This is a genomic window from Algoriphagus aquimarinus, from assembly GCF_007997215.1.
Taxonomy (GTDB): domain Bacteria; phylum Bacteroidota; class Bacteroidia; order Cytophagales; family Cyclobacteriaceae; genus Algoriphagus; species Algoriphagus aquimarinus_A.
In genome coordinates this window covers 240413-266046 of sequence record NZ_VORW01000003.1, presented here as the reverse complement: position 1 = coordinate 266046, position 25634 = coordinate 240413, and the positions used below count along the sequence as shown (strand labels likewise).

Here is a 25634-nt window from a genome sequence, read left to right as displayed (position 1 = left end):
TAAATAATCAATGACCTATATTTTGGCAGGTTATTTGCATTATTGAGCCAAATTCAGCTAAATTTCGAATCTTGAAGATACTTTACATAGCGTAATTATTTGATGAACGAAAAAACGTCATTTATGTATAAAAAAATCAATGTTCGCTTAATGCCCATTACCTTAGGGTTGGCAATAGCGATACTTTTGCCAGGTTGCGGCCTTTTTAATAAGAAAGGTTCAGCTAGCGAAAAGATGAATAGAAGGGGAGAAGTGACTGGTGTGCCGAAGAGAGCAAACTGGCAACAGAATCTTCCCTATGACATGGTACCAGTGAAAGCGGGAACTTTTTGGATGGGGCAATCTGATGAAGATATAGCCTATACGCAATCAGCCTTAAATAAGCAGATTACGATTTCTGAATTTTTCATGGACAAGTACGAAGTGTCTAACAATAAGTATCGTCAATTTTTAGAATCTGTTAAAAGCGGAACTCTAGAGACGGGCACATCTACTACATTGAAAGATCCACCTCAGTTGAATTATGATGAGTTAAGACCTGACACTACAGTTTGGTCAACTAGCTTTGCATACCATTATGGAGATCCATTAATGGAATTTTACTTTGATCATCCAGCTTTTGATAACTATCCAGTTGTAGGAGTTTCTTGGGATCAGGCTAAAAAATATTGTGAGTGGAGAACTTACCACATGAATGCCAATGATGAATCTGATTTTGATGCACCAAGCTTCCGTCTTCCTTCAGAGGCTGAATGGGAATACGCAGCAAAAGGTGGTAAAGATGTAGCTAAGTATCCATGGGGTGGGCCATATTTGAAGAATAAGAGAGGCTGTTTAATGGCTAACTTTAAACCAGGAAGAGGAAATTATATTGATGATGGATTTGCTTACACTGCTCCTGTCGATGTATTTGCCCCAAATGGTTTTGGATTATATAATATGTCTGGAAATGTTGCCGAATGGGTAATGGATGCTTATGCTACTACATCCAGCTCTATTACTTGGGATTTAGATCCAGTATATCTTGATCCTAATGAGCCTAGAAAAGTAGTAAGAGGTGGTAGCTGGAAAGATATCGCTCATTACCTTGAGACAAGTACAAGAACCTACGAGTACGAAGATGTTGCTCAAGCTCACATTGGATTTAGAACAACCATGACCTTTATCGGTAGATCTGGATCAATGGACGTGAAAACTTCAACAAGAAGAAGAAGATAAGTAAAAAATATACCCTCAAACGAAAATTACCTTAAAACATTAATTTAAACTTTACACATGGCTAGCAACAGCAATTCGTTCTCAGCAAAATTTTATTCCAGCATAATGCCAAAGATATATGGTATTGGTGCTGCAGTCGTTATTTTAGGTGCGATGTTCAAGATTTTGGATTGGACTGGCGCCAATTATATGATTGGTATTGGACTTACCACGGAAGCGCTAATATTTTTCTTTTCAGCATTTGAGCCAACCCATAAAGAGGTGGATTGGGCAAAAGTTTATCCTGAATTGGAAGGTGGTCCTAGTGCGCCAAAAGCGCAGAGAGTAGTAGGAGGAGGAGATCAAGTTTCTCAGAAACTTGACGAAATGTTGGCTAACGCTAAAGTAGGGCCGGAATTGATTGAAAGCCTTGGTAAAGGAATGCAGAATTTAGCTACATCAGCTCAGAAAATGGGTAACCTATCGGATGCAGCCGTAGCTACTAATGAATATGCTATTAATGTAAAATCTGCTGCGAAGACATTGGTGGATATGAACGCTTCTTATAGCAAAACTGCAGCAGCGCTTACTGAAATGTCTGCTGCATCTCAAGATGCAAAAGCTTACCATACTCAAGTGGTAACAGTGACGAAAAATCTTTCTGCTTTGAATTCTGTCTATGAGATGGAGCTTCAGGATGCAAATAGTCATGTGAAGACGTTGAATAAATTCTACGCAAACATGACTGCTGCTATGGAAGGCCTTACCGAAGCTGGTAAAGAAACCCAAGCATTTAAAACAGAATTATCAAAATTGAATCAGAACGTAAGTTCATTGAATAAGATCTATGGTGGAATGCTTTCCGCTATGAAAGGTTAATTTCTCTTCAATTCATTTTAAAATCCATTAAAACTTAAAAATGGCAGGAGCTAAAGAGACACCTAGACAGCGGATGATTGGTATGATGTACCTGGTTTTGACGGCCCTATTGGCCCTCCAGGTAAGTAATAAGATCCTCCAGAAATTCGTATTGATAAATGATGGGATGGAAAGAACATCCAAGAACTTTATCAATAAGAATGTTAAAACTGTAGAGTCTATCGCTTATACGGTAGAACAGCAGGGTAACAAGGAAGTAGATGTACCCAAGGTTGCAGCATCTCAGAAAATCAGAGAAGCTACTTCAGAAATCTATGATTACCTAGAAGCCGTAAAGCAAGACTTAATTGTACAGTCCAATGCAAAGAATGATGAAGGGAACTTCGTCAATGCAAACCTGAAGAATACAGAAATTACAGGTAATATGTTCGTCAATAAGGGCATAGGTGAAGAGATGAAGAATAAGTTAAATACTTATCCAACTGAAATCACTGAGATTTTGTCCGGTATTGGTCTTGGCGATTTAAGATTTGATCCTATTGCGAAGGATGCAAAAGACATTGAGTTATTTGCAAACGATCGGGAAGCTCAGAACTTGAGTTTTGAGAAGCTCAACTTTGTTAAATCTCCAGTGGGCGCAGTTATTGCATTGATTTCTCAGTACCAAAATGAAGTGTTGAATATTGAAGGTGAGTCATTGACTGCGGTGCAGAATACAATTGGCTCATTCTTTTTCAAGGCTGATGTGACGGAAGCTAGAATTGCAGCGTTATCAAATGTAGTGGCAGCAGGTACAAAGTTCGAAGCAGATATGTTTATCGCTTCAAGTTCTACTTCAGCGGCTCCTACTATGACTATTGACGGTCGTTCAGTAACAGTGGATCCAAAAGGATTTGGTAAGATTGAATTTACTGTGACTCCAGCTGGATCATATGATGAAAGAGGATTAGCAAAAAGAACTCTTAAAGGTGAGATTATAACCAATATTGGAGGAGAAGACAAGGTGCTCCCAGTTGACTATGATTATTTTGTAGCTCAGCCGGTTATTAAAGTTTCTTCTGAAGTAGTTAACCAGCTTTATGCTGATTGTGCAAACGAGTTGCTGATAGAAGTTCCTGCTTTGGGTAATACTTATTCTCCTGAGTTTGCTGTTACTAATGGTCAATCAATAAAAGGAAATAAACCTGGGCAATTGACTATTATTCCAGGAGCATCTGGAAAAGTTGCTATTGGAGTGAGTAGCGGAGGAAATAAAATTGGGACCGTTGATTATGAGATCAAGCCAGTGCCCACACCTAGTATTGTCCCTGAGCTGTCAAATGGTAATGCGGTTGATATTAGTCAGTCCTATGCAGTGGGTGCATTGACTGGTCTGAAAGTTTCAGCACAACCAGAGCCAACGTTTGGACGTACTATGGCCAAAGATGCAAAATTTGAAGTGACCGGTGGCGAGGTAAGATTGTTAAGAAGTGATGTGCCAAGACAAACTATTTCAATCTCGAATGGAAATAGTATTGCAATGCGTCAATTGCTGGAAAGTGCAAAAGCTGGTGATGATATCGTTGTAGTAGTAACTCAGGTGACCCGAACTAACTTTAGAGGAAATAAAATTCCTTCAACATTGAATCAAGTGATTCGTATTGGGGTGAAGTAATCATTGAAATTGAAATAGTATTAATGAATTCATTATGAAAAAGTTTCTTCCAAAATTAATCTTGTCTATGCTTTTAGCAGCAGGCATCGCTCCTCTTACTACTGAGGCGCAGATTCCGGCTACAAGCGTGAATCCTTCAGGGTTTGGCGATCGTCAATTTGACATGGATACTATCTACTCGGCGAAGAGAATCCGCGAGGATGATAAAATGTATCAAGTTGGAGTATGGAGGAGGATTGACCTCAGAGAGAAATATAATCTTCCTTTATACGGTTCAGGAGATACTAAGGCTAATGGAATAGTTAATCAGATCTATAAAGCAGTAGTAGAAGAGAATGCACTGGAAGTTTTCGCTGATGAGGATTTTACGCAGCCACTTTCTATTGCTGAATTCCAGGACAATTTTTGGTTGAATGCAACAGGTGACAGTATTTTCTCTAAGCAGCTTTATTACCTAGACTTTAGAGAAGATTTTGTTTTTGACAAGCATCACTCTGATATGGTATTTGATATCAAATATCTTGAGCTAGTAATGCCTTCTGAGACTAATTCTAATGCTGGCCAAAAAAGTATAGCTTTCATTCGCTACAAGGACTTCTATAATCACTTCAAAAATCATCCTGAAGCTAGATGGTTGAATTTCCAGAATATTTCCAAGAGCTTAACTTATGATCAGGCTTTCGAAACAAGGTTGTTTAGATCTGTAGTTAGAAGGTTTACTAATTCAGAGGAAGCATTGATTTCGGATCTTGTTTCAGTGGATCATCCCAATCCTGAGATGCAAGCCTATGTAGATGCTCTTGCCTTTGAATACAAACTATTAGAATACGAGAACTCCCTCTGGGAGTGGTAATATAAAAAGGGGCTTTTTAAGCCCCTTTATTTTTTTCTTTCCATTCCACCAATATTTTTGCTCTATTAGTTCCTATCACTGCGGCTATTTCTGGCTCTGTTGCTTCACTTATTTTTTTTACAGATTTAAAATGACTCAATAAATTATCAGCTGTACTTTGTCCAATTCCAGGGATAGAAGTCAGCTGTGTACCAAATGCATTTTTACTTCTTAAGTTTCTATGGAATGTAATTGCAAATCGGTGAGCTTCATCACGGATTCGTTGCAATAGTCTTAGACTTTCAGATTTCTTATCAATGTGGATGGGATAGGAATCTCCCGGAAAGTAGATTTCTTCCAAACGCTTTGCAATGCCAATGATTGGCATCTGTCCATATACACCTAATTCTTTTAGCGCTTCTACCGCAGAAGAGAGCTGTCCTTTACCGCCATCAATTACTACTAGCTTTGGCATTGGTTTCCCCTCCTCTAATAATCGCTTATATCTCCTTCCTACGACCTCCTTCATACTAGCGAAGTCATCTGGTCCTACTACAGTTTTTATGTGGTAGTGCCGATATTCTTTCACAGCTGGTTTTCCATTTAGAAAACATACCATACTAGCCACAGGGTTTGTTCCTTGGGTATTTGAGTTGTCAAAGCATTCTATGTGATCCGGGATTTCCGGTAAGCTAAGGTCCTGTTGTAATTGACGAATTACTCGGTCTTTCTTATCTTGATTTAGGCCCAGTAGTAACGCTTTTTCCTTTTTATAATACAGTGCATTCTTCAATGATAGCTCTATAAGCTTTTTCTTATCTCCAATTTTCGGCATCACTACATTCAACCCTTCTATTGGTTCTGATAATTCTATGTTTAATAAGACCTCTTCAGCATCACTTTGAAATTGGTCTTGAAGCCTTATTAGCGCTGTCAATAGTAATTCCTCGTCAGATTCATCCAGTTTTTTCTTGAGCTCAACATTTTTAGATGTGATCAATGAACCGTTTTTCACTCGCATGAAATTTACATAGGCACTTTTATCATCAGAGACAATAGTACAGACATCAATATTGTTGATTGAAGGACTTGCAACCAATGATTTTGCATGGTAATTCTCAAGGGATTCAAGTTTTTCCTTGAGGAGATGTGCCTTTTCGAATTCCAAATTCTCAGCGTGATGCTGCATTTCTTGCTTGAAATAGGTTTTTGCCACTCCTAAATTTCCTTTCAAAATATGCTTTACATGCTCTAAGTCTCTTTGGTAGTCAACTTCTTTTTGTAAGCCAACGCATGGTCCTTTACAGTTGCCAATATGATATTCTAAACAGACCTTGTAGTTGCCATCAGATATTTTGTAAGGAGATAAATCAAGCTTGCAGGTTCGGATAGTGAAAAGCTCGCGTATCAACTCAAGCACATTGTTCATTGCCTTTACACTTGCAAATGGCCCATAGTACGTGCCTTTTTTAGGGATTACTTTCCTTGTGGGGAATATTCTTGGGAAGTTTTCTTTGGTCAATAAGAGGTACGGGTATGTCTTATCATCTCGAAGTAGAATATTATACTTAGGATGAGATTTTTTTATTAGGTTATTCTCTAGAAGAAGCGCGTCAAATTCGCTGTCTACTAAAGTGATTTCAATTCTACGGATCTCTTTGACCATTTTCCTGGTCTTGAGATTGACCCCAGTATTTTTATTAAAGTAACTGCTCACTCGCTTTTTGAGACTTTTGGCTTTGCCAACGTAGATTAACTCATCTTCCTCATTGAAATACTTATACACGCCTGGGTGATCAGGAAGCGTAAGATGATCTGTAGGTAAAAAGGAGGATGACTGCATGGTCTAAAATTAAAAAAACAGCCTTAATCCAAGGCTGTTTTTGAAAGAGGATTTATGTTTTTCTAGAAATCGTTTTTCTTAGCGTCGTAATCAAAATCAGCAAATCGCTGGCTTTCTTTTTCATAGACGTCACAATTTATCTCGATACTTAGCGGACGATCAGGTCTAGGGAAAGGCCCCTTGGTGTAACCGAGGCTTTTATCTGCGTATACTTTTATCATAAAATTCTGCCAGATAGGTCTGGCAGTTCTACCACCTTGACCTTCAGACCAGCTTCTGAAGTGAATAGCACGATCATCTCCACCTACCCAAGCCCCACTTACCAGGTCTTTGCTCATACCCATATACCATCCATCAGAAGCATTCTGAGTAGTGCCAGTCTTTCCACCTAATTCCAATCCTTGTCTCAAATCCCAATTGACACCTTGACTTGTTCCTCCTCTTTCTTCAAATCCTCCTCGAAGCATATAGGTCATCAAGTATGCATGCTCTTCACTCATTGCAGGTCTCTTTTTGGCGGTGAACTGCTGAATTACATTACCATTTTTGTCTTCAATCCGGTCTATATAGAATGGGGTAGTATGCTCGCCTTTGTTGACGAAAGTCCCAAATGCTCCAACCATTTCGAAAATAGATACATCATTTACCCCCAAAGCTAGTGCAGGAACCTCCTCCAGATCACTGGTAATACCTAATCTTCGGGCTGTCTCAACCACTATCTTTGGACTCAATTTTTTCATCATGTAGGCAGTGATGGAGTTAACTGATTCAGCCATCGCATGTCTGATTGTCATTTTCTCATAGGTGAATTTCCCGTCAGCATTCGATGGACTCCAAGCTGGTTGACCTGGTATGTATACTTCTACTGGCTGATCGATGACACTATAGCATGGGCTATATCCATTTTCAATTGCTGCTGCATATACAAATGGCTTGAATGTAGATCCAGGCTGTCTCTTTGCCCTTGATACATGGTCGTATTTAAAGTACTTATGATCCAAGCCACCTACCCAAGCTTTGATCTGCCCGGTGTGTGGGTCCATACTCATAAAACCTGTTTGAAGGAATTTTTTGTAATACCTCATGGAATCCATTGAGCTCATGAGTGTGTCTATTTCACCTTTTTCCCAAGAGAAAACCTTCATTTGCTTTTTCTCATTCAGTTTGAGATTAATAGAGTCGGTGTCATTTCCGTACCGGATTTTCAGTAATCTATAGGCTTCCGTTCTTTTTACTGCATCTTCGATGAAATTTGGGATAACACGATTACTTTCATCTATCCATGGGTCCTTATTGCCCATCTCTTTGTAGAATTTAGCCTGTAGTATTTTCATATGGTCTTCTACAGCTTCTTCGGCATAGCGCTGCATCCTGCTGTCAATGGTCGCATAGACTTTCAAGCCATCACCATACAAGTCGTATGCACTACCATCTGATTTCAAGTTTTCTTTAGTCCATTTCACTAAATCGGCTTTTACGATTTCGCGGAAGTAAGTAGCTAGACCTTTATTCTGGTTTGCCACACTATAGTTCAACTTTATAGGTTGGCTGGATAGTGAGTCAAATTCCTCTCTAGTGAGATAATCATTCCTCATCATTTGGGCCAGAACGGTATTTCTTCTTCGAAGAGAATTTTCCGGATTGTACACTGGGCTATAATAGGTAGGTGCCTTGAATAGACCTACAAGTACCGCCGCTTCTTCTGTAGCTAAAGTGGCAGGTGTTTTATTGAAGAAAGTCTCTGATGCGGTCTTTATACCAAAGGCATTTGAACCAAAGTCCGATGTATTTAGATAAAGAGTAAGAATCTCATTTTTGGTGTATGCTTTTTCCAGTTGTGTCGCCACAATCCATTCTTTTGTCTTAATGATAAGCATGCGAAGTCCAGGAATAGAGCTCAGTAAACCATTACTGGCATCAGTCCTTGTCTTGAAAAGGTTTTTGGCTGTTTGCTGACTCAAGGTAGAACCACCACCCGCATCTTGCCCTAAGAGAATGGATTTTATAAACACTCTCATCATCGCTTTCATGTCGATTCCCGAATGATCTTGGAATCGAACATCTTCGGTAGCTATCAATGCTTGCACGAGCTTAGGAGAAAGTTCGTCGTATGTCACTGGACTTCTGTTTTCACGAATATATCTACCGAGAAGCATTCCGTCGGAAGAATACAATTCAGAGGCTATCTGCGAGTCCGGATTTTCCAGCGCTTTGAAATCAGGAAGAGATCCGAAAAGCCCAAGGAAATTGATGCTGATCATCCAAACGAACAGAATGAACCCAAAAATCCCTGCTATAAAGGCGATCCAAAGATATTTTATGGTCTTAGATACCCAAGTGGTATCTTGGGGTTTTGCTTTGTTACTCATAGTTTACTTATAAGCGGACTTAAAGAAAGCCCTATATCCTTCTAATTCTTCTAATTTTTTGCTTTTACTCAATACCTGAAAGTTTTCTATTGATATCACAAATGAGTTTGCTTTTACCTCATCAGAAAGTCCTTCTGATTTGAAATCTTTTTGAAATTTACTGTAATAATCTTTTGCTTTCTCGGCATTTGAAAAAGGGCTAATGATAAAAATTGCATTCTCCCACTTATTCATATTTCCTGTTCTCAATCTTTCCTTAGCGAAACTTGTTGAGTGGAAACTATCCAAATCAGCTAATAGATTTTTTGCTTCTTCTGCTTGTCCTGCATCCATCGCAATCACAAATATGTGAGTTGCAGATGCATTGTATTCATAGGGTGAGTCAGATAAATCCTCATTTCCCCCATTTTCAGCTAATTCCGCACGCTCTACTTGGGTGGAGTCGGCTGCTTCTATTTCTTTTGGATTAAGCTCAGCTAACTCTGCTGAGGATAGTAAAGGTTTTAGCATATTCCTTGCCAATTCTACCAAAGCTTGATCTTGAGAATTCTGAATATAAATTTCCAGTCGTTCTCTATACCTAGCACGGCTCTCGGTTTTGCCTGTGTTCATGATATCCAAAAGCAAAAGTCTCTCAGTATTGCGAGTAAGTGGATAATCTTCTAATGTAGATCTAATAATATCCTTACTGGATTGATATTTCCCTTGATAATAAGCGTTATAGGCTTGTTCGTACCTTTTTGAAGATTCCACATAGGCCAGATTTCCAGAAGCAGCATCTGGGTTATTTACAGAAAAGGTGTATTGTGAATCAGGAAACTCACGGTTCAAGCGGCCTACATATTGTTGTGAATTCCCTGCCAAATCTTTTTGTGCTAAGTACAATAAATAATAAGCTTCTGGCTTTCTGGAAGAAGCTGGATATTCTTGTACTAAAGTCTCTAGGTTATCAATGCTTTGCTCTGTTTCCTTCAGATCGAAATAGAGTAGTTTGCCCAACTCAAAGTAAGATTCCTCGAGCTCGAGATTAAGGCTCTCAATTTGTTCTGGAGAATTAGGGATACCAGCCAATAGACCTTCCACAGTTGGCAATTGACTGACCAAGCTCTCTTTTTCTGTGGCTGTAGAGTCACCTTCTGTAGGCTCAGTGATTGTAGGGGCAGCATTTTGGAAACTTATAGCACTTCTTCTCCAATTATCTTGCAAAGCTCTGTTTCCCCAAGTTCTTCTAAAATCTATAGCTCCTTGCTGCATAGCTACCCCATTGTCAAAGTAAAACGAAGAGCCCGAACCCCTATCGCTAAATGCCAAAAGGTTGTCGAAAATGCTGGTTGCTTGTGGTTTTTGAAGGGCTTCCGCTTCTCTGATCAATCGTTCTTCTTCCGATTTGATGTAATTTTCAGCAACTAGTTTTTGCTCCTCGGGCGTTAATTGCGCCAAGGATAATAGGCTATCATTGTCTTGGATTCTCTCAAAATGGAATACATACTGATCAAGCGATTCTTTCTGACTGGTAATTTCGAGAGCGATTGGGTCACTTTCATTGATAAATGTGAGCGCAGAATCTAAATAATATTTGGTTGCCCGATAATCTTTGAACTCGCCAAGATTTATCTCTGCCAGTTTTTGATAGATATACCCTTTCACTCTAGGATTACTTCCAGGTTCCTTTGCCGCCTGATGAAGGAGGTCAATGGTAAGTTCGGTGTCGCCCTGCTTTTCTTCAAAAAGAGCCTTTTCATAGATCACGACATCTTTTAAATCCTTGTTTTTTGGATCCTCGTACAGGTCATCATAATATTTTCGGACTTTCTTGAGGTCTTTTGAAGCATTCAGCTCTGCCACCTGCTGTGCATATAATTGTGCATAAAAACTGCGTTCATAAGGAGGGTTTCCTTCTAGCGCTTGGTTATAATAATCATATGCTAGGGCATCTAAGCCTTCTCTCTGGTAGCGTTGGGCAAGGATAAAGTTGATTCTTGATTTCTCTTTATTGTCCTGAGAATATTCGATTGCCTTATCCAAAGCTCCGATGACGCCACTTTTATCCCCTCTTTTCTCGTAATAATAAGCGAGGGTTCTATAGAGTTCGTAGCGGTTTTTCTCTGAAATCCCACTTTCCTTCGATAGGTAATCTATAGTGAAATTTGCGTTTTCAATTTCTCCCTGATCCACATAGAGACGGAGTAAGGTGATTAGGGTCTGATGCCTTAGGTCGGGACTTTTTGAGTTTACATTGATGTATTTGAATGTATTCTGAGCATCATCAAAGTGTGATTGATAATAATCAAGCTTCCCGAGAATGTAGTAACTATCATCAACCCAATTACTGATTCTGTGCCATTCGATGGCTTTGGAAGCCAATTCACGTGATGATTGAAGTTTCTCGGCATTGGATTGAATCGTGGCAGAATCAAATGGGATAAAGACGGGAAGAATCTGCGTGTAGTCTTCTTTATAATTTTGAAAAACTTCAGTTTCTACCTCTGTTAATTTTACATCAGCAAGGTAATAGGCATTGAAGTGCGCAGTGACATTATGAAATGTCCTGTTAGTAAAGGTGTTGCGCTCAGAAGAACACGCTCCGCTAAAAAGTAAGATGACTATGGCTAGCCTGGAAAATATCCTCATGAGTTGTTTTGCCCAATTCAAGTAGCAAAATAGGTTTTTTGGTTTACTTAGTGAACGAATTCAATGGTCTATTATTTGTATCACTTAAAGTCAGCCTCATTTAACCAAGAATTTTAATAAAATTAATCATTTACAGCAGTCACTATGAACCAAGATCACAAAGATACAAAACCCAACAGTACTCCAGTTTATGTGAAATACATAGGGCTTTCTTTTCAGCTTTTTGGAATAATAGGGGCAGGGACATGGTTTGGTTGGTGGCTGCAAGGAAAAAGTGACATGAAGTTTCCGGTTTGGTTACTATTATTCTGTTTTCTATCAGTGATTCTTGCCTTCTACCAGCTTTGGATGTCTATGAAGCAGGATAACAAGTGAGTTAAAAAAAATGGGCTAATTTTGTAGGCAAATGTCAAAAACTATGAGCTTGCCTAAAAATATGCACCTTCAATTTCTGCTTTTCTCAGCTGCGGTTGCGGGGTTGATCGGTTTATTTTGTGTTTTATTGCCTGATATTGTACACGAAAAGATCTGGAACATTTATTTTTTCATGGTAATTGTATCTTTTTTGATCAGCTTATTGAATGGGTTTCTCTTGAAATCATTTGCAGAAAATTTCTTCAATATCATGGTTTTAGCTATGATTCTTAGATTTATAGCCACTATCGTCTTTATAGGATTGGCTGTTTGGCCTGGAATGGAGAATATTATTCTGTTTATAGCGGATTTCTTCGTAGTTTTTTTGTTCTACTTAGTTTTTGATATCTACACCTTTCTGTCTAACTTGCGCCCGATTTCAAAGTAGCCCTCAAAAAAAAGAGTTAATGAAGCGTAAAATACTGGCCCTAAGTCTTTTAATTTCAGCATTTTTGCTAGTTTTTAATAGCAGCACTTTTGCCTCTGAGCAAGAAGAAGACAAGACTAGCTTCATCATGCATCACGTGAAGGACTCACATGAGTGGCACTTGGTGACTTTGGGTCATACTCATGTTACTCTTCCTCTTCCGGTTATAGTTTATTCTGGAGATAGGGGTTTAGAGTTTTTCAAGTCTTCTGATTTTCAAAATCACGAAACTCATGCATTTGGAGAAGAGTATGGACATGAAGGTTACTTTATCGATGAGCACGACCATTTAGGTAGAGCAGATGGAGCAGGCTTCGTAGAATTCTCTATCACCAAAAACGTGGTAATGCTATTTATAGTATTGATCGTAGTGGCTTGGCTTGCATTATCAGCGGCATCGTTCTATAAGAAAAATGGTGCTATTGCTCCAAGAGGTGCAGCAGCTATCATAGAGCCTATCGTGATTTTCGTAAGAGATGACATCGCTAAAGAGTCAATTGGCCCACAATACAAACGTTTTGTTCCTTATTTGATTACGCTGTTCCTTTTTGTGTGGTTTGGTAATTTGCTTGGGCTTATCCCAGGCGCTGCCAACATGACTGGAAATATTGCTGTCACTTTGGTGTTGGCGACATTGACTTTCATTATCACGAATGTGAATGGAAATAAGGATTACTGGAAGCACGTCTTTATGACGCCAGGTGTTCCGCCATTGATGTTGTTGATTATCGTTCCTGTTGAAATTATCGGTTTGTTTACTAAGCCTTTCGCTTTGATGGTTCGACTTTTTGTTGCGATCACAGCGGGGCACATTGTAATCCTAGGCTTCATAGCTTTGGCCTTTATCTTCGAATCGTACACTATCGGTATCGCAAGTACGCTGATGGTTACCTTTATAAATCTAATTGAGTTGTTGGTTGCCACTATTCAGGCATATGTATTCACGTTGTTCTCAGCGATGTACATTGGTTCTGCGGTAGCTGAGCACGCTCATGCGGATCATTAATTAATAATTTCTTTGTTCAATTTATAAATTCAAACTTATGTTAACTATTATCTTGTTGACTGCTGGTTACGCTCTAATGGGAGCTGGTATCGGTGCAGGTATTGTTGCGATTGGCGCAGGCCTAGGTATCGGTCGTATTGGTGGTCAGGCTATGGAAGCTATTGCTCGTCAGCCAGAAGCTGCTGGTAAAATCCAGGGTGCAATGTTGATTATTGCAGCCTTGATTGAGGTAGTATCTCTATTTGCGGCAGTTATCTGTTTGTTGATCGCGCTAAACATCGCGGAGATCGCATAATTTACTTTGAAAGGGGATTGGCGTTAGGCCTTTCCCTTTTCTTTCTTCTATTGAACAATCTGAGATAAAACATACCCCATGGATTTAATTACACCAGGTACCGGTCTTATTTTCTGGCAATTATTTGGCTTTTTAGGCCTACTTTTCATTCTGATCAAGTTTGCATGGAAGCCTATGCTAGCTGCATTGGACGAAAGAGAAAGCAGCATTAATAATGCATTGAAAGCTGCTGAAACTGCCAGAAATGAAATGGCTAACTTGAAGGCTGAGAATGAGAAGTTGCTTGCAGATGCTAGGCTGGAAAGAGATACTATTTTGAAGAAAGCACAAGATGTTTCTGTTAAAATGATCGATGATGCAAAGAACGAAGCTATAAAAGCTGGTGCTTTGATGATTGAGAATGCTAAAGCAGTCATCGAAACTGAGAAGAAAGCTGCCTTGGCAGATGTGAAAAATCAGGTTGCTGAACTTTCTTTGGATATTACTGAGAAATTATTGAGAAAAAATCTGTCTGATGACAAGTCTCAAAAGGATTTGGTAGATGGATTTATCAAAGAACTTAAGCTTAACTAATACACCTCCATGTCAAACCAGAGAGTAGCATCCCGCTATGCCAAGTCAATCATGGAACTTTCTTTGGAAAAAGGAAGACTAGAGGAGGTGCACAGAGATTTTCAAAGACTTACTGCTTTGGCAGAAAGTAATCATGAATTGAAGCTGGTTCTAAAGAACCCTGTGATCAATTCTGATAAAAAATTGAGTGTGCTGAAAGCACTTTTTGCTAAAGAGGTTGAGCCGCTTACGATGACATTCTTTGCTATCGTTTCCGGTAAAAACAGAGAAGAGATTCTTCTCGATGTAGCAAAAGAATTTGAAAACCAATACAATCTTCATATGTCTATTCAGGTAGCTGAATTGACTACTACTTTCTCTATTGATGATAACCTTCGCAAGGAGTTTTCTGATGTAGTGAAAGAAATATCTGGTAAGCAGACAGTACAATTGGTAGAGAAAATAAATCCAGACTTGATAGGCGGATATATTTTGAAAGTAAATGATCGTCAGCTTGACGAGTCATTGAGTAGCAAACTGAGACAGTTAAAAACTCAGTTTACCCAAAATCATTACGAAAGTAAAATCTAATCAAAAAGCATTAATCTTAATATATCATGGCAGAAGTAAGACCTGATGAAGTTTCGGCAATTTTAAGAGAGCAACTCTCTGGTGCAAGAACCGAAGCTGAACTCGAAGAAGTAGGTACAGTCCTTCAAGTGGGGGATGGTGTAGCTCGTATCTATGGACTTTCTAAGGCTCAAGCTGGTGAATTGCTAGAATTCGACAATGGTCTGAAAGCAATGGTACTGAACCTTGAAGAAGACAATGTTGGAGCTGTACTTTTCGGAGATTCCAGAGGAATCAAAGAAGGAGATACAGTAAAAAGAACTAAACGAATTGCTTCTCTTCAAGTAGGTGAAGGAATGCTTGGCCGTGTAGTAAATACCTTGGGTAATCCTATCGACGGTAAAGGTCCTATCACTGGCGAATTGTACGAGATGCCTTTGGAGCGTAAAGCACCAGGTGTAATCTATCGTCAGCCAGTAACTGAGCCTCTTCAGACGGGTATCAAAGCGATCGATGCGATGATTCCAATCGGTAGAGGACAAAGAGAATTGGTTATTGGTGACCGTCAGACTGGTAAGACAGCCGTAGTTATCGATGCTATTCTTAACCAAAAAGAATTTTACGAAAAAGGTGAGCCAGTTTTCTGTATCTACGTTGCAATCGGTCAGAAAGCATCTACCGTTGCCGGTGTAGTAGCAGCTTTGGAAAAAGGCGGCGCACTGCCTTATACAGTGATTGTAGCTGCTCCAGCATCTGAGCCTGCTCCAATGCAATTCTTTGCACCATTTACAGGTGCTTCGATCGGTGAATTCTTTAGAGACACAGGTCGTCCAGCATTGGTAGTTTATGATGATCTTTCTAAGCAAGCAGTAGCTTACCGCGAAGTTTCTCTTCTATTGAGAAGACCTCCGGGACGTGAAGCATATCCAGGTGACGTATTCTACCTTCACTCTAGATTGTTAGAAAGAGCTGCCAAAATCAATAAATCTGATAAGATCGCTCAGGAAATGAACGATTTGCCAGATTCTATTAGACACTTGGTAAAAGGTGGTGGGTCATTGACTGCACTTCCAATTATCGAAACTCAAGCTGGTGACGTTTCTGCCTATATCCCGACTAACGTGATTTCTATTACGGACGGTCAGATCTTCTTGGAGACTAACTTGTTCAACTCCGGTATCCGTCCTGCGATTAACGTAGGTATCTCGGTATCTAGAGTAGGTGGTAATGCACAGATCAAAGCGATGAAGAAAATTGCCGGTACCTTGAAATTGGATCAGGCAGCTTTCCGTGAATTGGAAGCATTCTCTAAGTTTGGTTCTGATCTAGATGCGACTACTAAGCGTACGATCGAAAGAGGTAGAAGAAACCAGGAGATCTTGAAGCAACCACAGTACTCTCCAGTACCTGTTGCGCATCAAGTTGCTATCATCTATGCTTCTACAAAAGGCTTGATGGATACAGTTCCGGTGGATAAAGCTAGAGCATTTGAGAAAGAATTCTATACCCTTTTGGATACTTCTTATCCAGAAGCACTTCAACTGATCCTGAAAGGTGATGTGGATGGAGCTGGAAAGATTCTTTCTAAGGCAGCTGCAGAATTAGCTCCTAAGTTCTCTAAATAATTGATTTGAATTCCGGGAGGCGAAAGTCTTCCGGTTATTTATACCCTAGCACAAAGCAATCAAGATGGCTAATCTTAAGGAAGTAAAGGAACGGATAACCTCAGTAGTCTCCACTCAGCAGATTACTAAGGCCATGAAAATGGTTTCCGCCGCCAAACTTAGAAGAGCTCAGGACAAAATCATACAGATGCGTCCTTACTCTCAGAAGTTGACCCAAATCCTAAATAATGTATCAGCTGCTTCTGATGGAGCTGCAGATATTGTATTTGCTGAAAAACGAGAAGTGAAAAATGTTTTGATCATTCCCGTTACTTCAGACAAAGGACTTTGTGGTGCTTTCAATTCAAATATCATGAAAGCAGTAAATCTTGCTATAGCTAGACAATTTGCAGATAAGAATATCACTATTCTTCCTATTGGTAAGAAGTCATTTGAAGCGTTCAAAAAGCGTGATTTCAATATGGTTTCTGATTATTCTCAGTTATTCCTGGATCTTACTTTTGAGAAAGTGAGAAATGCAGCTGAATTTGCAATGAATGCTTTTATCGCTGGCGAATATGATCAGGTAGTATTGGTGTTCAACGAGTTCAAAAACGTAGCTACTCAAGAAGTAGTAGTAGAGCAATTCTTGCCAATGGCAAAGGATGATACTGCTGAGGAGAAAATGCCTGATACAGACTACATCTTGGAGCCATCCAGAAAATACATTATTGAAGAATTGGTACCCACTTCTTTGAAGATTCAGTTTTACAAAGCAGTCCTAGAAAGTAATGCTTCTGAGCATGGCGCTAGAATGACTGCAATGGATAAAGCAACAGACAATGCTGGTGAATTGCTGAAAGAGCTTAGATTGATGTACAACAGAACACGTCAGGCTGCAATTACCAATGAAATACTTGAAATCGTCTCCGGTGCAAATGCACTTGGCGGTAAGTAATAAACGATAGACCTACTTCCAAAACCACAACTCGCAAGGGTTGTGGTTTTTTTGTTTTACGAACGGCGCTCAAATGCTAGCAGAATCAATTCCCCCTTGATTTCTTGAGTTCTTTGGGAAACGAAAAGTCATTAAAGGGGGTAAGGGGGATTTTTAACACATCATTTTATTCGACTATTTTTTGGTTCTTTCGCCCTAAATTGATGATCAAATATCTACCCTCTTATGAAACAAATTCTTCAGCTATTTGCACTTGTCTTCACTCTTCAGATTTTTTCCTGCTCACCAAAAGGCCAAGAACAGGAAAGGCAGCCAAATATTATCGTAATTCTTGCAGATGACCTGGGCTACGGAGATATCCATGCATTCAACCCGGATAGTAAAATACCTACACCTAATATAGATGCATTGGCATCTGGAGGAATGAAATTTACAGATGCGCATACGCCTTCTGCGGTGTGCACGCCTACCAGGTATGGTTTTCTGACAGGTAGATATAACTGGAGAAGCCGGCTTAAATCTGGTGTGTTGACAGGGAAATCAAAGGCTCTGATTCCAGATGATAGAACCACCATCGCAGATGTGCTGAAAGGGCAAGGATATAATACGGCATTTATAGGAAAATGGCATCTGGGCTGGGACTGGGGGTTAAAAGGTGATGAAGAAAATGCAGGCGAAGGATGGAATCCCCAAGATTTCGATGCGATTGATTTTGCCAAAACTGTCACTCACACTCCAAATGATTTAGGCTTTGACTACGCCTACGGGCATTCAGGTTCTCTGGATATGGCGCCTTACGTTTATGTGGAAAATGGTCAAGTCACAGCAATTCCAGATACAATAACTGTAAATACGGGCAAATACTCTTGGTGGCGCGAGGGGCCAACTTCTCCGGATTTTGATCATGAAAAAGTTACTCCAAATTTCTTTGAGCGATCCATACAATACATAGAGGAGAAGTCTCAGGATGACAAGCCGTTTTTTCTATACCTAGCTCTGCCTTCTCCACATACGCCTATTTTACCTCCTTCAGAGTGGCAGGGGAAAAGTGGTCTGATGCCATTTGGAGACTTTATGATGATGATCGATGATTATGTAGGTCAGGTTAATGCAGCGATTAAGAATGCAGGAATTGAAGAAAATACACTGGTTATTTTCACCAGTGACAATGGTGGATCTCCAGCAGCAGGATTAGAAGAAATGGCAGCTCTAGGGCATTTATCGAATTATACCTTCCGAGGGAATAAGGCCGACTTGTATGAAGGTGGGCACCGCGTGCCCTTTATCGCCAAATGGCCTGCTAAGATCAATCCTGGCTCCACCAGAAGTCAAACCATCTGCCTGACTGATATCATGGCGACAAGTGCTGAAATCACAGGCTACGCCCTAAAAGAAAACGAAGGAGAAGATAGCTACAGTCTAATGGGACTATTTGACGCGGATAAGGAAGTGGATCAATTCCGTGAGGCGACAGTGCATCATTCCATCAATGGTTCTTTTGCAATCCGCCAAGGTGAATGGAAATTGTTGATGGCCAAAGGCTCTGGAGGCTGGAGCTTCCCTAAGCCAGGCGATCCAGCTGAAGCTGAACTTCCAGAAGTACAGTTGTACAATTTGGCTTCCGATCCAGGCGAGACTACAAACCTTCAGGCCGAAAATCCTGAGAAAGTAGCTGCGCTAAAAAGTCTCCTGTCCAAATATATCAAAGAGGGTAGAAGTACTTCCGGTGCTCCTCAGCAAAATGATAAGGTTGAGGGCGAGTGGAAACAGATTGGGTTTGTGGAGTAGCATGAAAAAGCACAACCCTCCAAGTTTCTAAAAACCTGGAGGGTACACGAAGACTACACCCCACATCGGGCATCCGTCACCGGACTGCTTACAATCTAATTGCTCTCGCAATCACCTTCGCCATAATTCCCAAACCTTCCGTATTTGGATGCACGCCGTCAGGAAGTAGATCTTCGTGACCCATAAATGGTGTATAAAGATCAATCAATTCCGAACCGCTTTCGTCGGCAATATCTATCAGCATCAAGCGCTGCTCATTATTCATTACATCCGGCGTAATCCCAAAATTCACACGAGTCACCGGAACAGGCAAAATCACATAGACTTTGCCATCCACGGGCATAGTTTTCTTGAATTCATGGATCATATCCAAATAATCCTGTCTGAATTCTGAAGCGTACTGCCAGTTCTGAGGTTTGGAGTCATTCGTTCCCAGCATGATTATTAGAATATCAGCTTTGAAATCTTTCACTTGCTGAAACTGTGGTTCATTCCAAAACGGAAAATCTCCTTTTCTGAGTAGCGTTCTGCCAGAGACTCCGAAATTGCCCACCTCATAGGCATCGCCGAGTATGGTCTGCATCTGTAGCGGCCAGCTATCTGGATTATCTCTTCCAGGGCCTTGGGTGATGCTGTTGCCTACACAGGCGATTTTAATGGGTGCTTGCGCAAAAGAAACCGTGGTAAAAGCGATCAGCGCAACTAAAAGCAAATTGAATTTTTTCATTTGTTCAGGTTTATGGGGTTGAGAATTGAGCTGTAAAATAAATAATATCCCTGAGCATCCGAGTACCAACTATGGACTTTTGCCTATTCACGCTATCTTTAAGCTGTGCAGTTTCTTTTTAAAATCTATCAGCGCATTACCTGGCTTTCTCTTGATGTAGTTCTCGGCGCTATGGCGGGAATGCTTTTTTTTGCTAGAGCACTGCGGGTTGAGCTGGCCTGGCAGGAATATATCTTATTGGGGATGGCTGTTTGGTGTATTTATACAGCCGATCACTTGATGGATGCCCGAAAGCTAGCTTCAGGTCACGGAGCGGATAGGCATCATTTCCACCTGATCTACCAAAAATCCTTACTAGCAACACTTGGGGTAGTAGGCTGTGTTGGATTGGTCTGGGCAATAAAATTCTTTGGGTTTTCCAAGGAGTTATTTTTCGGTGCTGGTCTTGGGCTAGTGATTATGGGGATTCTGCTTGCCGTGAGGAAATTGGCTGCAAAACGAGTTCGACTAAAAGAACTTAGCTCTGCGATATTCTACGTGATCGGGATTTCTTGGCTTCCATGGTATGAGGCACCCGAAATAGATTATACCTGGACGGCTTTTGGCCTGACCATTTTATATATGGGATTGGCCTATTTGAATCTAATCATGCTTTCCAGTTTGGATACCGAATCGGACAGCGAAGCAGGATTTTCGTCCATCGCCACAATAATACCTCAAGAAAGACTCTATCCTAGAATTCGCCAATTGGCAATCGCATTAGTTCTCGCTGCTTTTATGGGATTGCTACTGGTGAATTCACTGTATAGAATCTTTCCTAGTTTAGTACTGATTATGCTGCTGTTGCACTACCTGAGTTTTTTTAAATCTGGCTTAAAATCTGAGCAAATCAGGATGCGAATGGAAGTTGCCTTCCTGATTCCGGCGATTTTACTGGTGCTTTAGACAAATGCACTGTGCCCTGTAATGGCTCGACCTACGATCAGTGAATTGATTTCCTTAGTGCCTTCGTAGCTGTAGACTGCTTCCGCATCTGCCACAAATCTCGCGATGTCATGGCGTAGCAATATGCCATTTCCACCAAACAAAGCGCGGGAATTATCTACGATAGAGCGCATTCGCAGTGTACAGAATACTTTGGCTAAGGAAGCATGTTCATCTTTAAGAATATCTCCATCCTGCATCTCGGAAAGTCGGAAAACCATCGTCTGCATGGCTGTCAAATCTCCAAGCATAGTTACCAACAAATCCTGAACGAGTTGGAAAGAGGCGATAGGTCTTCCGAATTGCTTGCGTTCATTAGTATATGCCAAAGCTAGTTCATAAGCTCCTCGTGCACATCCAACAGCTTGCCAAGCTACGCCAGCTCGCGTCATGCGAAGGACTTTTGCAGTGTCTCGGAATGAATTAGCTTCTTGTAGTCTATCCGTTTCAGGAACTTCACAATTCGTCAGCGTGATCAATGCATTTTGTACCGTTCTCAGCGCCATTTTATCTTCCAGCTTTTCAGCAACAAACCCTGGATTGCCTTTTCTCACGATAAATCCTTTGACCTGCTGGTCTTCCAAGTCACGAGCCCAGATAATGGTCATATCTGAGAAGGTGGCGTTTCCTATCCATTTTTTCTGGCCATTAATCACCCAAGTATCACCTTCTCTTTTACAGGTAGTCGTCAATCCGCCCGCTACGCCAGATCCCACTTCAGGTTCTGTCAAGCCAAAAGCCCCGATTTTCTCCAATTTCTGCATAGTAGGAAGCCATTCTTGCTTTTGTTCTTCTGATCCACAGAGATAGATTGACCCCATTGCGAGTCCACTTTGTACTCCAAAAAAAGTAGAAATAGAAGTGTCTATTCTTGCCATTTCCATTGCCACAAAACCTTCCAGCAGCGCCGAATGTCCTGGGCAGCCATAGCCCTGATAAGTTAGTCCTGCGATATTCAGCTCAGCCATTTTAGGGATAATCTGCATGGGGAATTCACCACGGTTCCAATAGTCATTGGCGATGGGTTTGATCTCACGCTCCATGAATTCCCGCACCTGAAGTTGGATTTCCCGCTCATGAGGCAGAAGGGTTTTACCAAGCTCATAGAAATCGCCATTGACTGGAGGGATGACTTTAGGTTTGCTACCGCCTTTCATCATGCCCATCATTTTTGATAGATCTTCTTCGCTCATCTGCGACACTAAGCCTACCATTTTGGAGATATCTACTTTCTCCGAAAGCTTGGAGATTTGATCCAGATCGACACTGGATAAAAGTTTGCGTAATCCACCGAGGGTTTTAAAAACATTTTTCATTTTAGGTTATTTTGGAGTTTATTTTAAATGTACATGCGGGAATATGTCAATTACCAAATTTTATGATACCTCACCTCGACTTCGCTCGGTGCCCGATTATTAATATTTTGGAGAAGAGGGGGATAAAATGCGGCGCAGCCGCATTTTATCCCCCTCTTCAGTGTTAATTTGATTTCCGGTGGCCGAGCGAAGTCGAGGTCATTTTGATTTACAGGCATAATTGCGGATAATTATTCCATTCCTTTAAACTAGTGAAAGATCATTACAGTTTCCTCGCTCCATTTTACAATCGCCTGACCAAACTGGTTTTTGGGGATCAATTGATGCTGGCAAAAACCAATTTTGCGGAAAATCTATCGAGAAAAAGAATCTTAATTATCGGCGGTGGGGATGGTCTTGACTATCAGAACTTCCAAGCTCAGCTATCAGGGGAATACTGGGAAATCTCCCAAGCGATGCTCAGCAAGGCTAAAATAAATTTAGCAGAAAGTGACTTGACCTTTCATTTGGACTTTTTTCAAGCCGAAAAGGGAAAGTTATTTGATGAAGTCTGGCTTCATTTTGTGCTGGACACGATGAAAGATAAAGAGATCTCCAGTCTTTTGGGAGAAATTAGAAAAAGCGTTAAGCCGGAAGGGACGATTTACCTAGCTGATTTTTTTGCTCCCAAAAACTTATATCAGCAGTTTTTGAACAGAAGCATGATCACCTTTTTTAGGATAGTTACGAATCATAAGCGGGCAAGTATTCCTGATTATGAGAGAATTTTCCTTGTCAATAATTGGAAGAGAAACTCGGAAAAGGAGTTTCTGAAAGGTTGGGTGAAAGCGCAGGTTTGGGAAAAACTAGGGAGTTGACTTCTTGATGATAGCCATCATCATCTCATCAAAGTATTTGCCGTTACCAGGCCCGTACCAATTCATTTCTCTCACTTCATGGAAGTTTTCGTCATAGAGTTCATCAGGCGTGATGTAGCCGATGTAGCCTCCGTTGAATGTCGTGATGATAAGATTCAATCCTTTGCTTTGCGCCAGCTTCTCCCACTTTTCATAGAATACTCCAGAGAGTTCTCCGCTTGAAGCAATCATTAGCGTATTGCCAATCTGAGTAATATCCAGATGAGCGTTGGTATCGCCTAATAGGTAATTGAAAAGCCAAGGGCGAAGGCGAAGATTATCTGAAACTCTCAGATGCGGTTCTCGCAATGAAATCGGCAAGTAGCCAGTTCTGATCCGGTGATTTTTGACAGTAGCATAATAAGTCATTCTTAAATTCAATGTCGAATCCAATTGATGCGCATATAGCTCGACCATTTCAGGTGTATTTCCAGGTCTCAATGGTCTATGACTTCCTACAGTTCCTGCAGCGTACATGGCAAAGTCAAACTCACCAGCTTCCAGGTCCTTGGTCAGGTAAAAAGGATAATCACCGGACAAGCCCATAAACTTCGTGCTCATCGTAGTAGCATGTGCCGAATAGGTGAGGAAAGTGGCTTTTTTACCAGAGGTTTTGGTAAAAATAAGTTGACGGACAAAAGGATCTGTCGGCCCATCTTTCACAAATCTATTGGCGACGAGATCCCCTGCGTCTGACTTGCGATAGGTGATAGAAACGGTGTCTTGGGTAGCAATAGCATTTTGCAAAGCGGATAGGCTGCTCGAAACCATCAAATCCACAATGCTTTGATCGTATCCGCCAAAAGCAATTTCTCCCATCGGACCAGGCATGTAGCCACCCATTCCCGAATGTGTATGCGTAGCAGTGAAAATCACCTGATCTACTGGCAGTTTTGCTTCTTTGATAGCTGTCTGTAGTTGTTCCGCAAGAGAAGGATGTACGATCAGCAATTCATAATTGAGCCAGGCTATGCGGGTTTTTCCATTCGAAAGAGCCAATGCTTTGACATAGCTGCTGTCTTGCACGAATTCGTATTTTCCTCTAGGCGCATAGCCCACGAGATCCGCAGGTTCGGCTGGAGTCATATTGGAGCTTGACCAGCCAGCGATCCAGGTCTCGCCTTGGGTGTTTGAAAAAGTACTTTGATCTAATCGCTCCAAAGTCTCGGTATAAAAGTCCTGATCCTCAATCGGTGAGCGATCTACTTTTGTCAATAGGATCAACCCAATTACCACCAAAACAACAAAAGTCCAGCTTAGGACTTTTGTTGTTTTAAGTAAGATGTTATTCCTTTTCATTGCCATTTAATATGGATATCCACAATTTTATCAGATAAAGACCAAAGTGACTTAATAAATGGTAAACACTAGTTTTGCAGGTACTTCGGTCACCCGTCATCGGTCTTCCCGCCAGATAAGCAAAGAAAATACTGTTACTGGCATTATTTCGGTTAATCAGATTATTTATTAATATTCGAAAACGCCATGAGGGCTAGTAATCGTTACTTTCTTGCCTTGGTGCGGTTCTACTCTACCGATGATCTGTGCTTCTACGCCATAAGATTCTGCGATGTCGATGATCTCCTCCGCGTAGCGCTCGTCAAGGTAAACTTCCATTCTGTGCCCCATGTTGAAGACTTTGTACATCTCTTTCCAGTCCGTTCCACTTTCTTCCTGGATGATTTGAAAAAGGGGAGGAGTTTCAAAAAGATTGTCTTTGATCACATGCACATCGTCCACAAAATGGAGGACTTTTGTCTGTGCTCCACCGCTGCAATGTACCAAACCATGGATTCTAGGTCTCATGTAGTTCAGTACATCCACCATGATAGGTGCATATGTTCTGGTCGGTGAAAGAACAAGCTTGCCAATATTAACTGGTGCGCCTGGAGCAGGGTCAGTAAGATTATATTTTCCTGAGTAAACCAGATCTTCTGGAACAGCCGAATCAAAGCTCTCAGGGTATTTTGTCTTTAACACTTTGTTGAAAACATCATGACGGGCAGAAGTAAGTCCATTGCTTCCCATACCGCCGTTGTAGGCTGTTTCGTATTTCGCCTGACCAAAAGAAGCCAAACCTACGATCACATCTCCGCCTTGAATCTGATCATTGGAGATCACTTCGTCACGTCGCATTCTGCAGGTAACAGTGCTATCCACGATGATCGTGCGAACTAAATCTCCCACATCAGCAGTTTCTCCGCCGGTAAGTACAGCGTTTACACCATTGTCACGAAGCATCTGAAGAACCTCTTCGGTGCCTTCGATGATCGCGGAGATTACTTCGCCAGGGATCAGATTTTTATTTCTTCCAATTGTAGAGGAAACGAGGATATTGTTGATAGCGCCCACACAAAGCAAATCATCGGTGTTCATGATGATCGCATCTTGGGCGATACCTTTCCACACGCTCACATCGCCAGTCTCTTTCCAGTAGGAATATGCCAAGGAAGATTTGGTTCCTGCCCCATCAGCATGCATGATATTGCAGAAGTCAGGATCGTTTCCAAGTGTGTCTTCCACGATCTTACAAAATGCCTTTGGGTAAAGGCCTTTGTCAAGTTTTGAAATGGCCTGATGCACATCTTCTTTGGAGGCGGAAACTCCGCGCTGCATGTATCGCTCGTTCATGGGGGCAAAGTTAATAGGTTCTCCGCAAAATGGATGAATAAGAAGGGTAAAGTTGGCGGTG

The 25634-nt window shown here is 41.0% G+C and carries 22 protein-coding genes; 15 read left to right on the top strand and 7 right to left on the bottom strand.

From position 1 onward, the window contains the following. Positions 1-123: 123 nt before the first annotated feature. Genes gldK through gldN form a run of 4 tightly spaced genes read left to right on the top strand, consistent with a single transcriptional unit; the run spans position 124 to position 4583 of the window. Positions 124-1218: a gliding motility lipoprotein GldK gene (gene gldK / locus ESV85_RS08430; RefSeq protein WP_146916561.1), complete on the top strand. Its 1095-nt coding sequence runs from the start codon at positions 124-126 to the stop codon at positions 1216-1218. Positions 1219-1275: 57 nt separating this feature from the next. Next, positions 1276-2076 (top strand): gliding motility protein GldL, encoded by an 801-nt coding sequence (gldL, locus tag ESV85_RS08425; RefSeq protein ID WP_146916559.1) that lies wholly within the window; start codon positions 1276-1278, stop codon positions 2074-2076. A 40-nt stretch (positions 2077-2116) separates the two neighbouring features. Further along, complete coding sequence (gene gldM / locus ESV85_RS08420) at positions 2117-3730, top strand: gliding motility protein GldM (RefSeq protein ID WP_146916557.1); 1614 nt, start codon at positions 2117-2119, stop codon at positions 3728-3730. 34 nt (positions 3731-3764) lie between these two features. After that, positions 3765-4583 carry a gliding motility protein GldN gene (gldN, locus tag ESV85_RS08415; protein WP_191321973.1) on the top strand — a complete coding sequence of 273 codons (819 nt, stop codon included), beginning with the start codon at positions 3765-3767 and terminating at the stop codon, positions 4581-4583. 16 nt (positions 4584-4599) lie between these two features. Here gldN and uvrC read toward each other — a convergent pair whose 3' ends face one another. From uvrC to ESV85_RS08400, 3 genes are all read right to left on the bottom strand, one after another. Then, on the bottom strand, positions 4600-6405 hold the full coding sequence (gene uvrC, locus ESV85_RS08410) for an excinuclease ABC subunit UvrC (protein ID WP_146916555.1): 1806 nt from the start codon (positions 6403-6405) through the stop codon (positions 4600-4602). 62 nt (positions 6406-6467) lie between these two features. Continuing rightward, positions 6468-8774, bottom strand: coding sequence for a penicillin-binding protein 1A (locus ESV85_RS08405; RefSeq protein ID WP_146916553.1), 2307 nt, complete (start codon positions 8772-8774; stop codon positions 6468-6470). Positions 8775-8777: 3 nt separating this feature from the next. Further along, the gene (locus ESV85_RS08400) at positions 8778-11405 is read right to left on the bottom strand and encodes a tetratricopeptide repeat protein (RefSeq protein ID WP_146916551.1); all 2628 of its coding nucleotides are present in this window, start codon (positions 11403-11405) and stop codon (positions 8778-8780) included. A gap of 144 nt (positions 11406-11549) precedes the next feature. Between ESV85_RS08400 and ESV85_RS08395 the strand changes: the two genes are divergently transcribed. The 9 genes from ESV85_RS08395 to ESV85_RS08355 all read left to right on the top strand — a co-directional run bounded on the left by ESV85_RS08395 (position 11550) and on the right by ESV85_RS08355 (position 19019). Continuing rightward, on the top strand, positions 11550-11780 hold the full coding sequence (locus ESV85_RS08395) for an AtpZ/AtpI family protein (RefSeq protein ID WP_146916549.1): 231 nt from the start codon (positions 11550-11552) through the stop codon (positions 11778-11780). Positions 11781-11823: 43 nt separating this feature from the next. Next, the gene (locus tag ESV85_RS08390) at positions 11824-12207 is read left to right on the top strand and encodes a hypothetical protein (protein ID WP_146916547.1); all 384 of its coding nucleotides are present in this window, start codon (positions 11824-11826) and stop codon (positions 12205-12207) included. Positions 12208-12226: 19 nt separating this feature from the next. Then, complete coding sequence (gene atpB / locus ESV85_RS08385) at positions 12227-13252, top strand: F0F1 ATP synthase subunit A (protein WP_146916545.1); 1026 nt, start codon at positions 12227-12229, stop codon at positions 13250-13252. A 37-nt stretch (positions 13253-13289) separates the two neighbouring features. Beyond that, positions 13290-13547 carry an ATP synthase F0 subunit C gene (gene atpE, locus ESV85_RS08380; RefSeq protein WP_111318661.1) on the top strand — a complete coding sequence of 86 codons (258 nt, stop codon included), beginning with the start codon at positions 13290-13292 and terminating at the stop codon, positions 13545-13547. Positions 13548-13625: 78 nt separating this feature from the next. Further along, positions 13626-14120 (top strand): F0F1 ATP synthase subunit B, encoded by a 495-nt coding sequence (locus tag ESV85_RS08375; RefSeq protein WP_146916544.1) that lies wholly within the window; start codon positions 13626-13628, stop codon positions 14118-14120. A 9-nt stretch (positions 14121-14129) separates the two neighbouring features. Beyond that, positions 14130-14690: an ATP synthase F1 subunit delta gene (gene atpH / locus ESV85_RS08370; protein ID WP_146916542.1), complete on the top strand. Its 561-nt coding sequence runs from the start codon at positions 14130-14132 to the stop codon at positions 14688-14690. A gap of 26 nt (positions 14691-14716) precedes the next feature. Continuing rightward, positions 14717-16294 carry a F0F1 ATP synthase subunit alpha gene (gene atpA / locus ESV85_RS08365; RefSeq protein WP_146916540.1) on the top strand — a complete coding sequence of 526 codons (1578 nt, stop codon included), beginning with the start codon at positions 14717-14719 and terminating at the stop codon, positions 16292-16294. Positions 16295-16358: 64 nt separating this feature from the next. Further along, positions 16359-17231: an ATP synthase F1 subunit gamma gene (gene atpG, locus ESV85_RS08360; protein WP_146916539.1), complete on the top strand. Its 873-nt coding sequence runs from the start codon at positions 16359-16361 to the stop codon at positions 17229-17231. A 225-nt stretch (positions 17232-17456) separates the two neighbouring features. Further along, positions 17457-19019, top strand: coding sequence for a sulfatase family protein (locus tag ESV85_RS08355; RefSeq protein WP_146916537.1), 1563 nt, complete (start codon positions 17457-17459; stop codon positions 19017-19019). Positions 19020-19107: 88 nt separating this feature from the next. Here ESV85_RS08355 and ESV85_RS08350 read toward each other — a convergent pair whose 3' ends face one another. Continuing rightward, positions 19108-19746, bottom strand: a complete 639-nt coding sequence (locus ESV85_RS08350) for a GDSL-type esterase/lipase family protein (RefSeq protein WP_146916535.1) — start codon at positions 19744-19746, stop codon at positions 19108-19110. A 105-nt stretch (positions 19747-19851) separates the two neighbouring features. On the opposite strand from ESV85_RS08350, the gene ESV85_RS08345 reads away from it, so the two are divergent. Continuing rightward, on the top strand, positions 19852-20691 hold the full coding sequence (locus ESV85_RS08345; protein ID WP_146916534.1) for a hypothetical protein: 840 nt from the start codon (positions 19852-19854) through the stop codon (positions 20689-20691). Here ESV85_RS08345 and ESV85_RS08340 read toward each other — a convergent pair. Next, positions 20688-22046 (bottom strand): acyl-CoA dehydrogenase family protein, encoded by a 1359-nt coding sequence (locus ESV85_RS08340; protein WP_146916532.1) that lies wholly within the window; start codon positions 22044-22046, stop codon positions 20688-20690. The two genes, ESV85_RS08345 and ESV85_RS08340, sit on opposite strands and share 4 nt — an antisense overlap. A gap of 251 nt (positions 22047-22297) precedes the next feature. On the opposite strand from ESV85_RS08340, the gene ESV85_RS08335 reads away from it, so the two are divergent. Beyond that, positions 22298-22903, top strand: coding sequence for a class I SAM-dependent methyltransferase (locus ESV85_RS08335; RefSeq protein WP_146916530.1), 606 nt, complete (start codon positions 22298-22300; stop codon positions 22901-22903). Here the strand turns inward: ESV85_RS08335 and ESV85_RS08330 are convergent. Together ESV85_RS08330 and ESV85_RS08325 are read right to left on the bottom strand one after the other, a co-directional pair. Next, positions 22892-24241 (bottom strand): neutral/alkaline non-lysosomal ceramidase N-terminal domain-containing protein, encoded by a 1350-nt coding sequence (locus ESV85_RS08330; RefSeq protein ID WP_317130780.1) that lies wholly within the window; start codon positions 24239-24241, stop codon positions 22892-22894. The two genes, ESV85_RS08335 and ESV85_RS08330, sit on opposite strands and share 12 nt — an antisense overlap. Before the next feature lie 168 nt (positions 24242-24409). After that, on the bottom strand, positions 24410-25573 hold the full coding sequence (locus tag ESV85_RS08325; protein WP_146916526.1) for an AIR synthase related protein: 1164 nt from the start codon (positions 25571-25573) through the stop codon (positions 24410-24412). Positions 25574-25634: the final 61 nt, after the last annotated feature.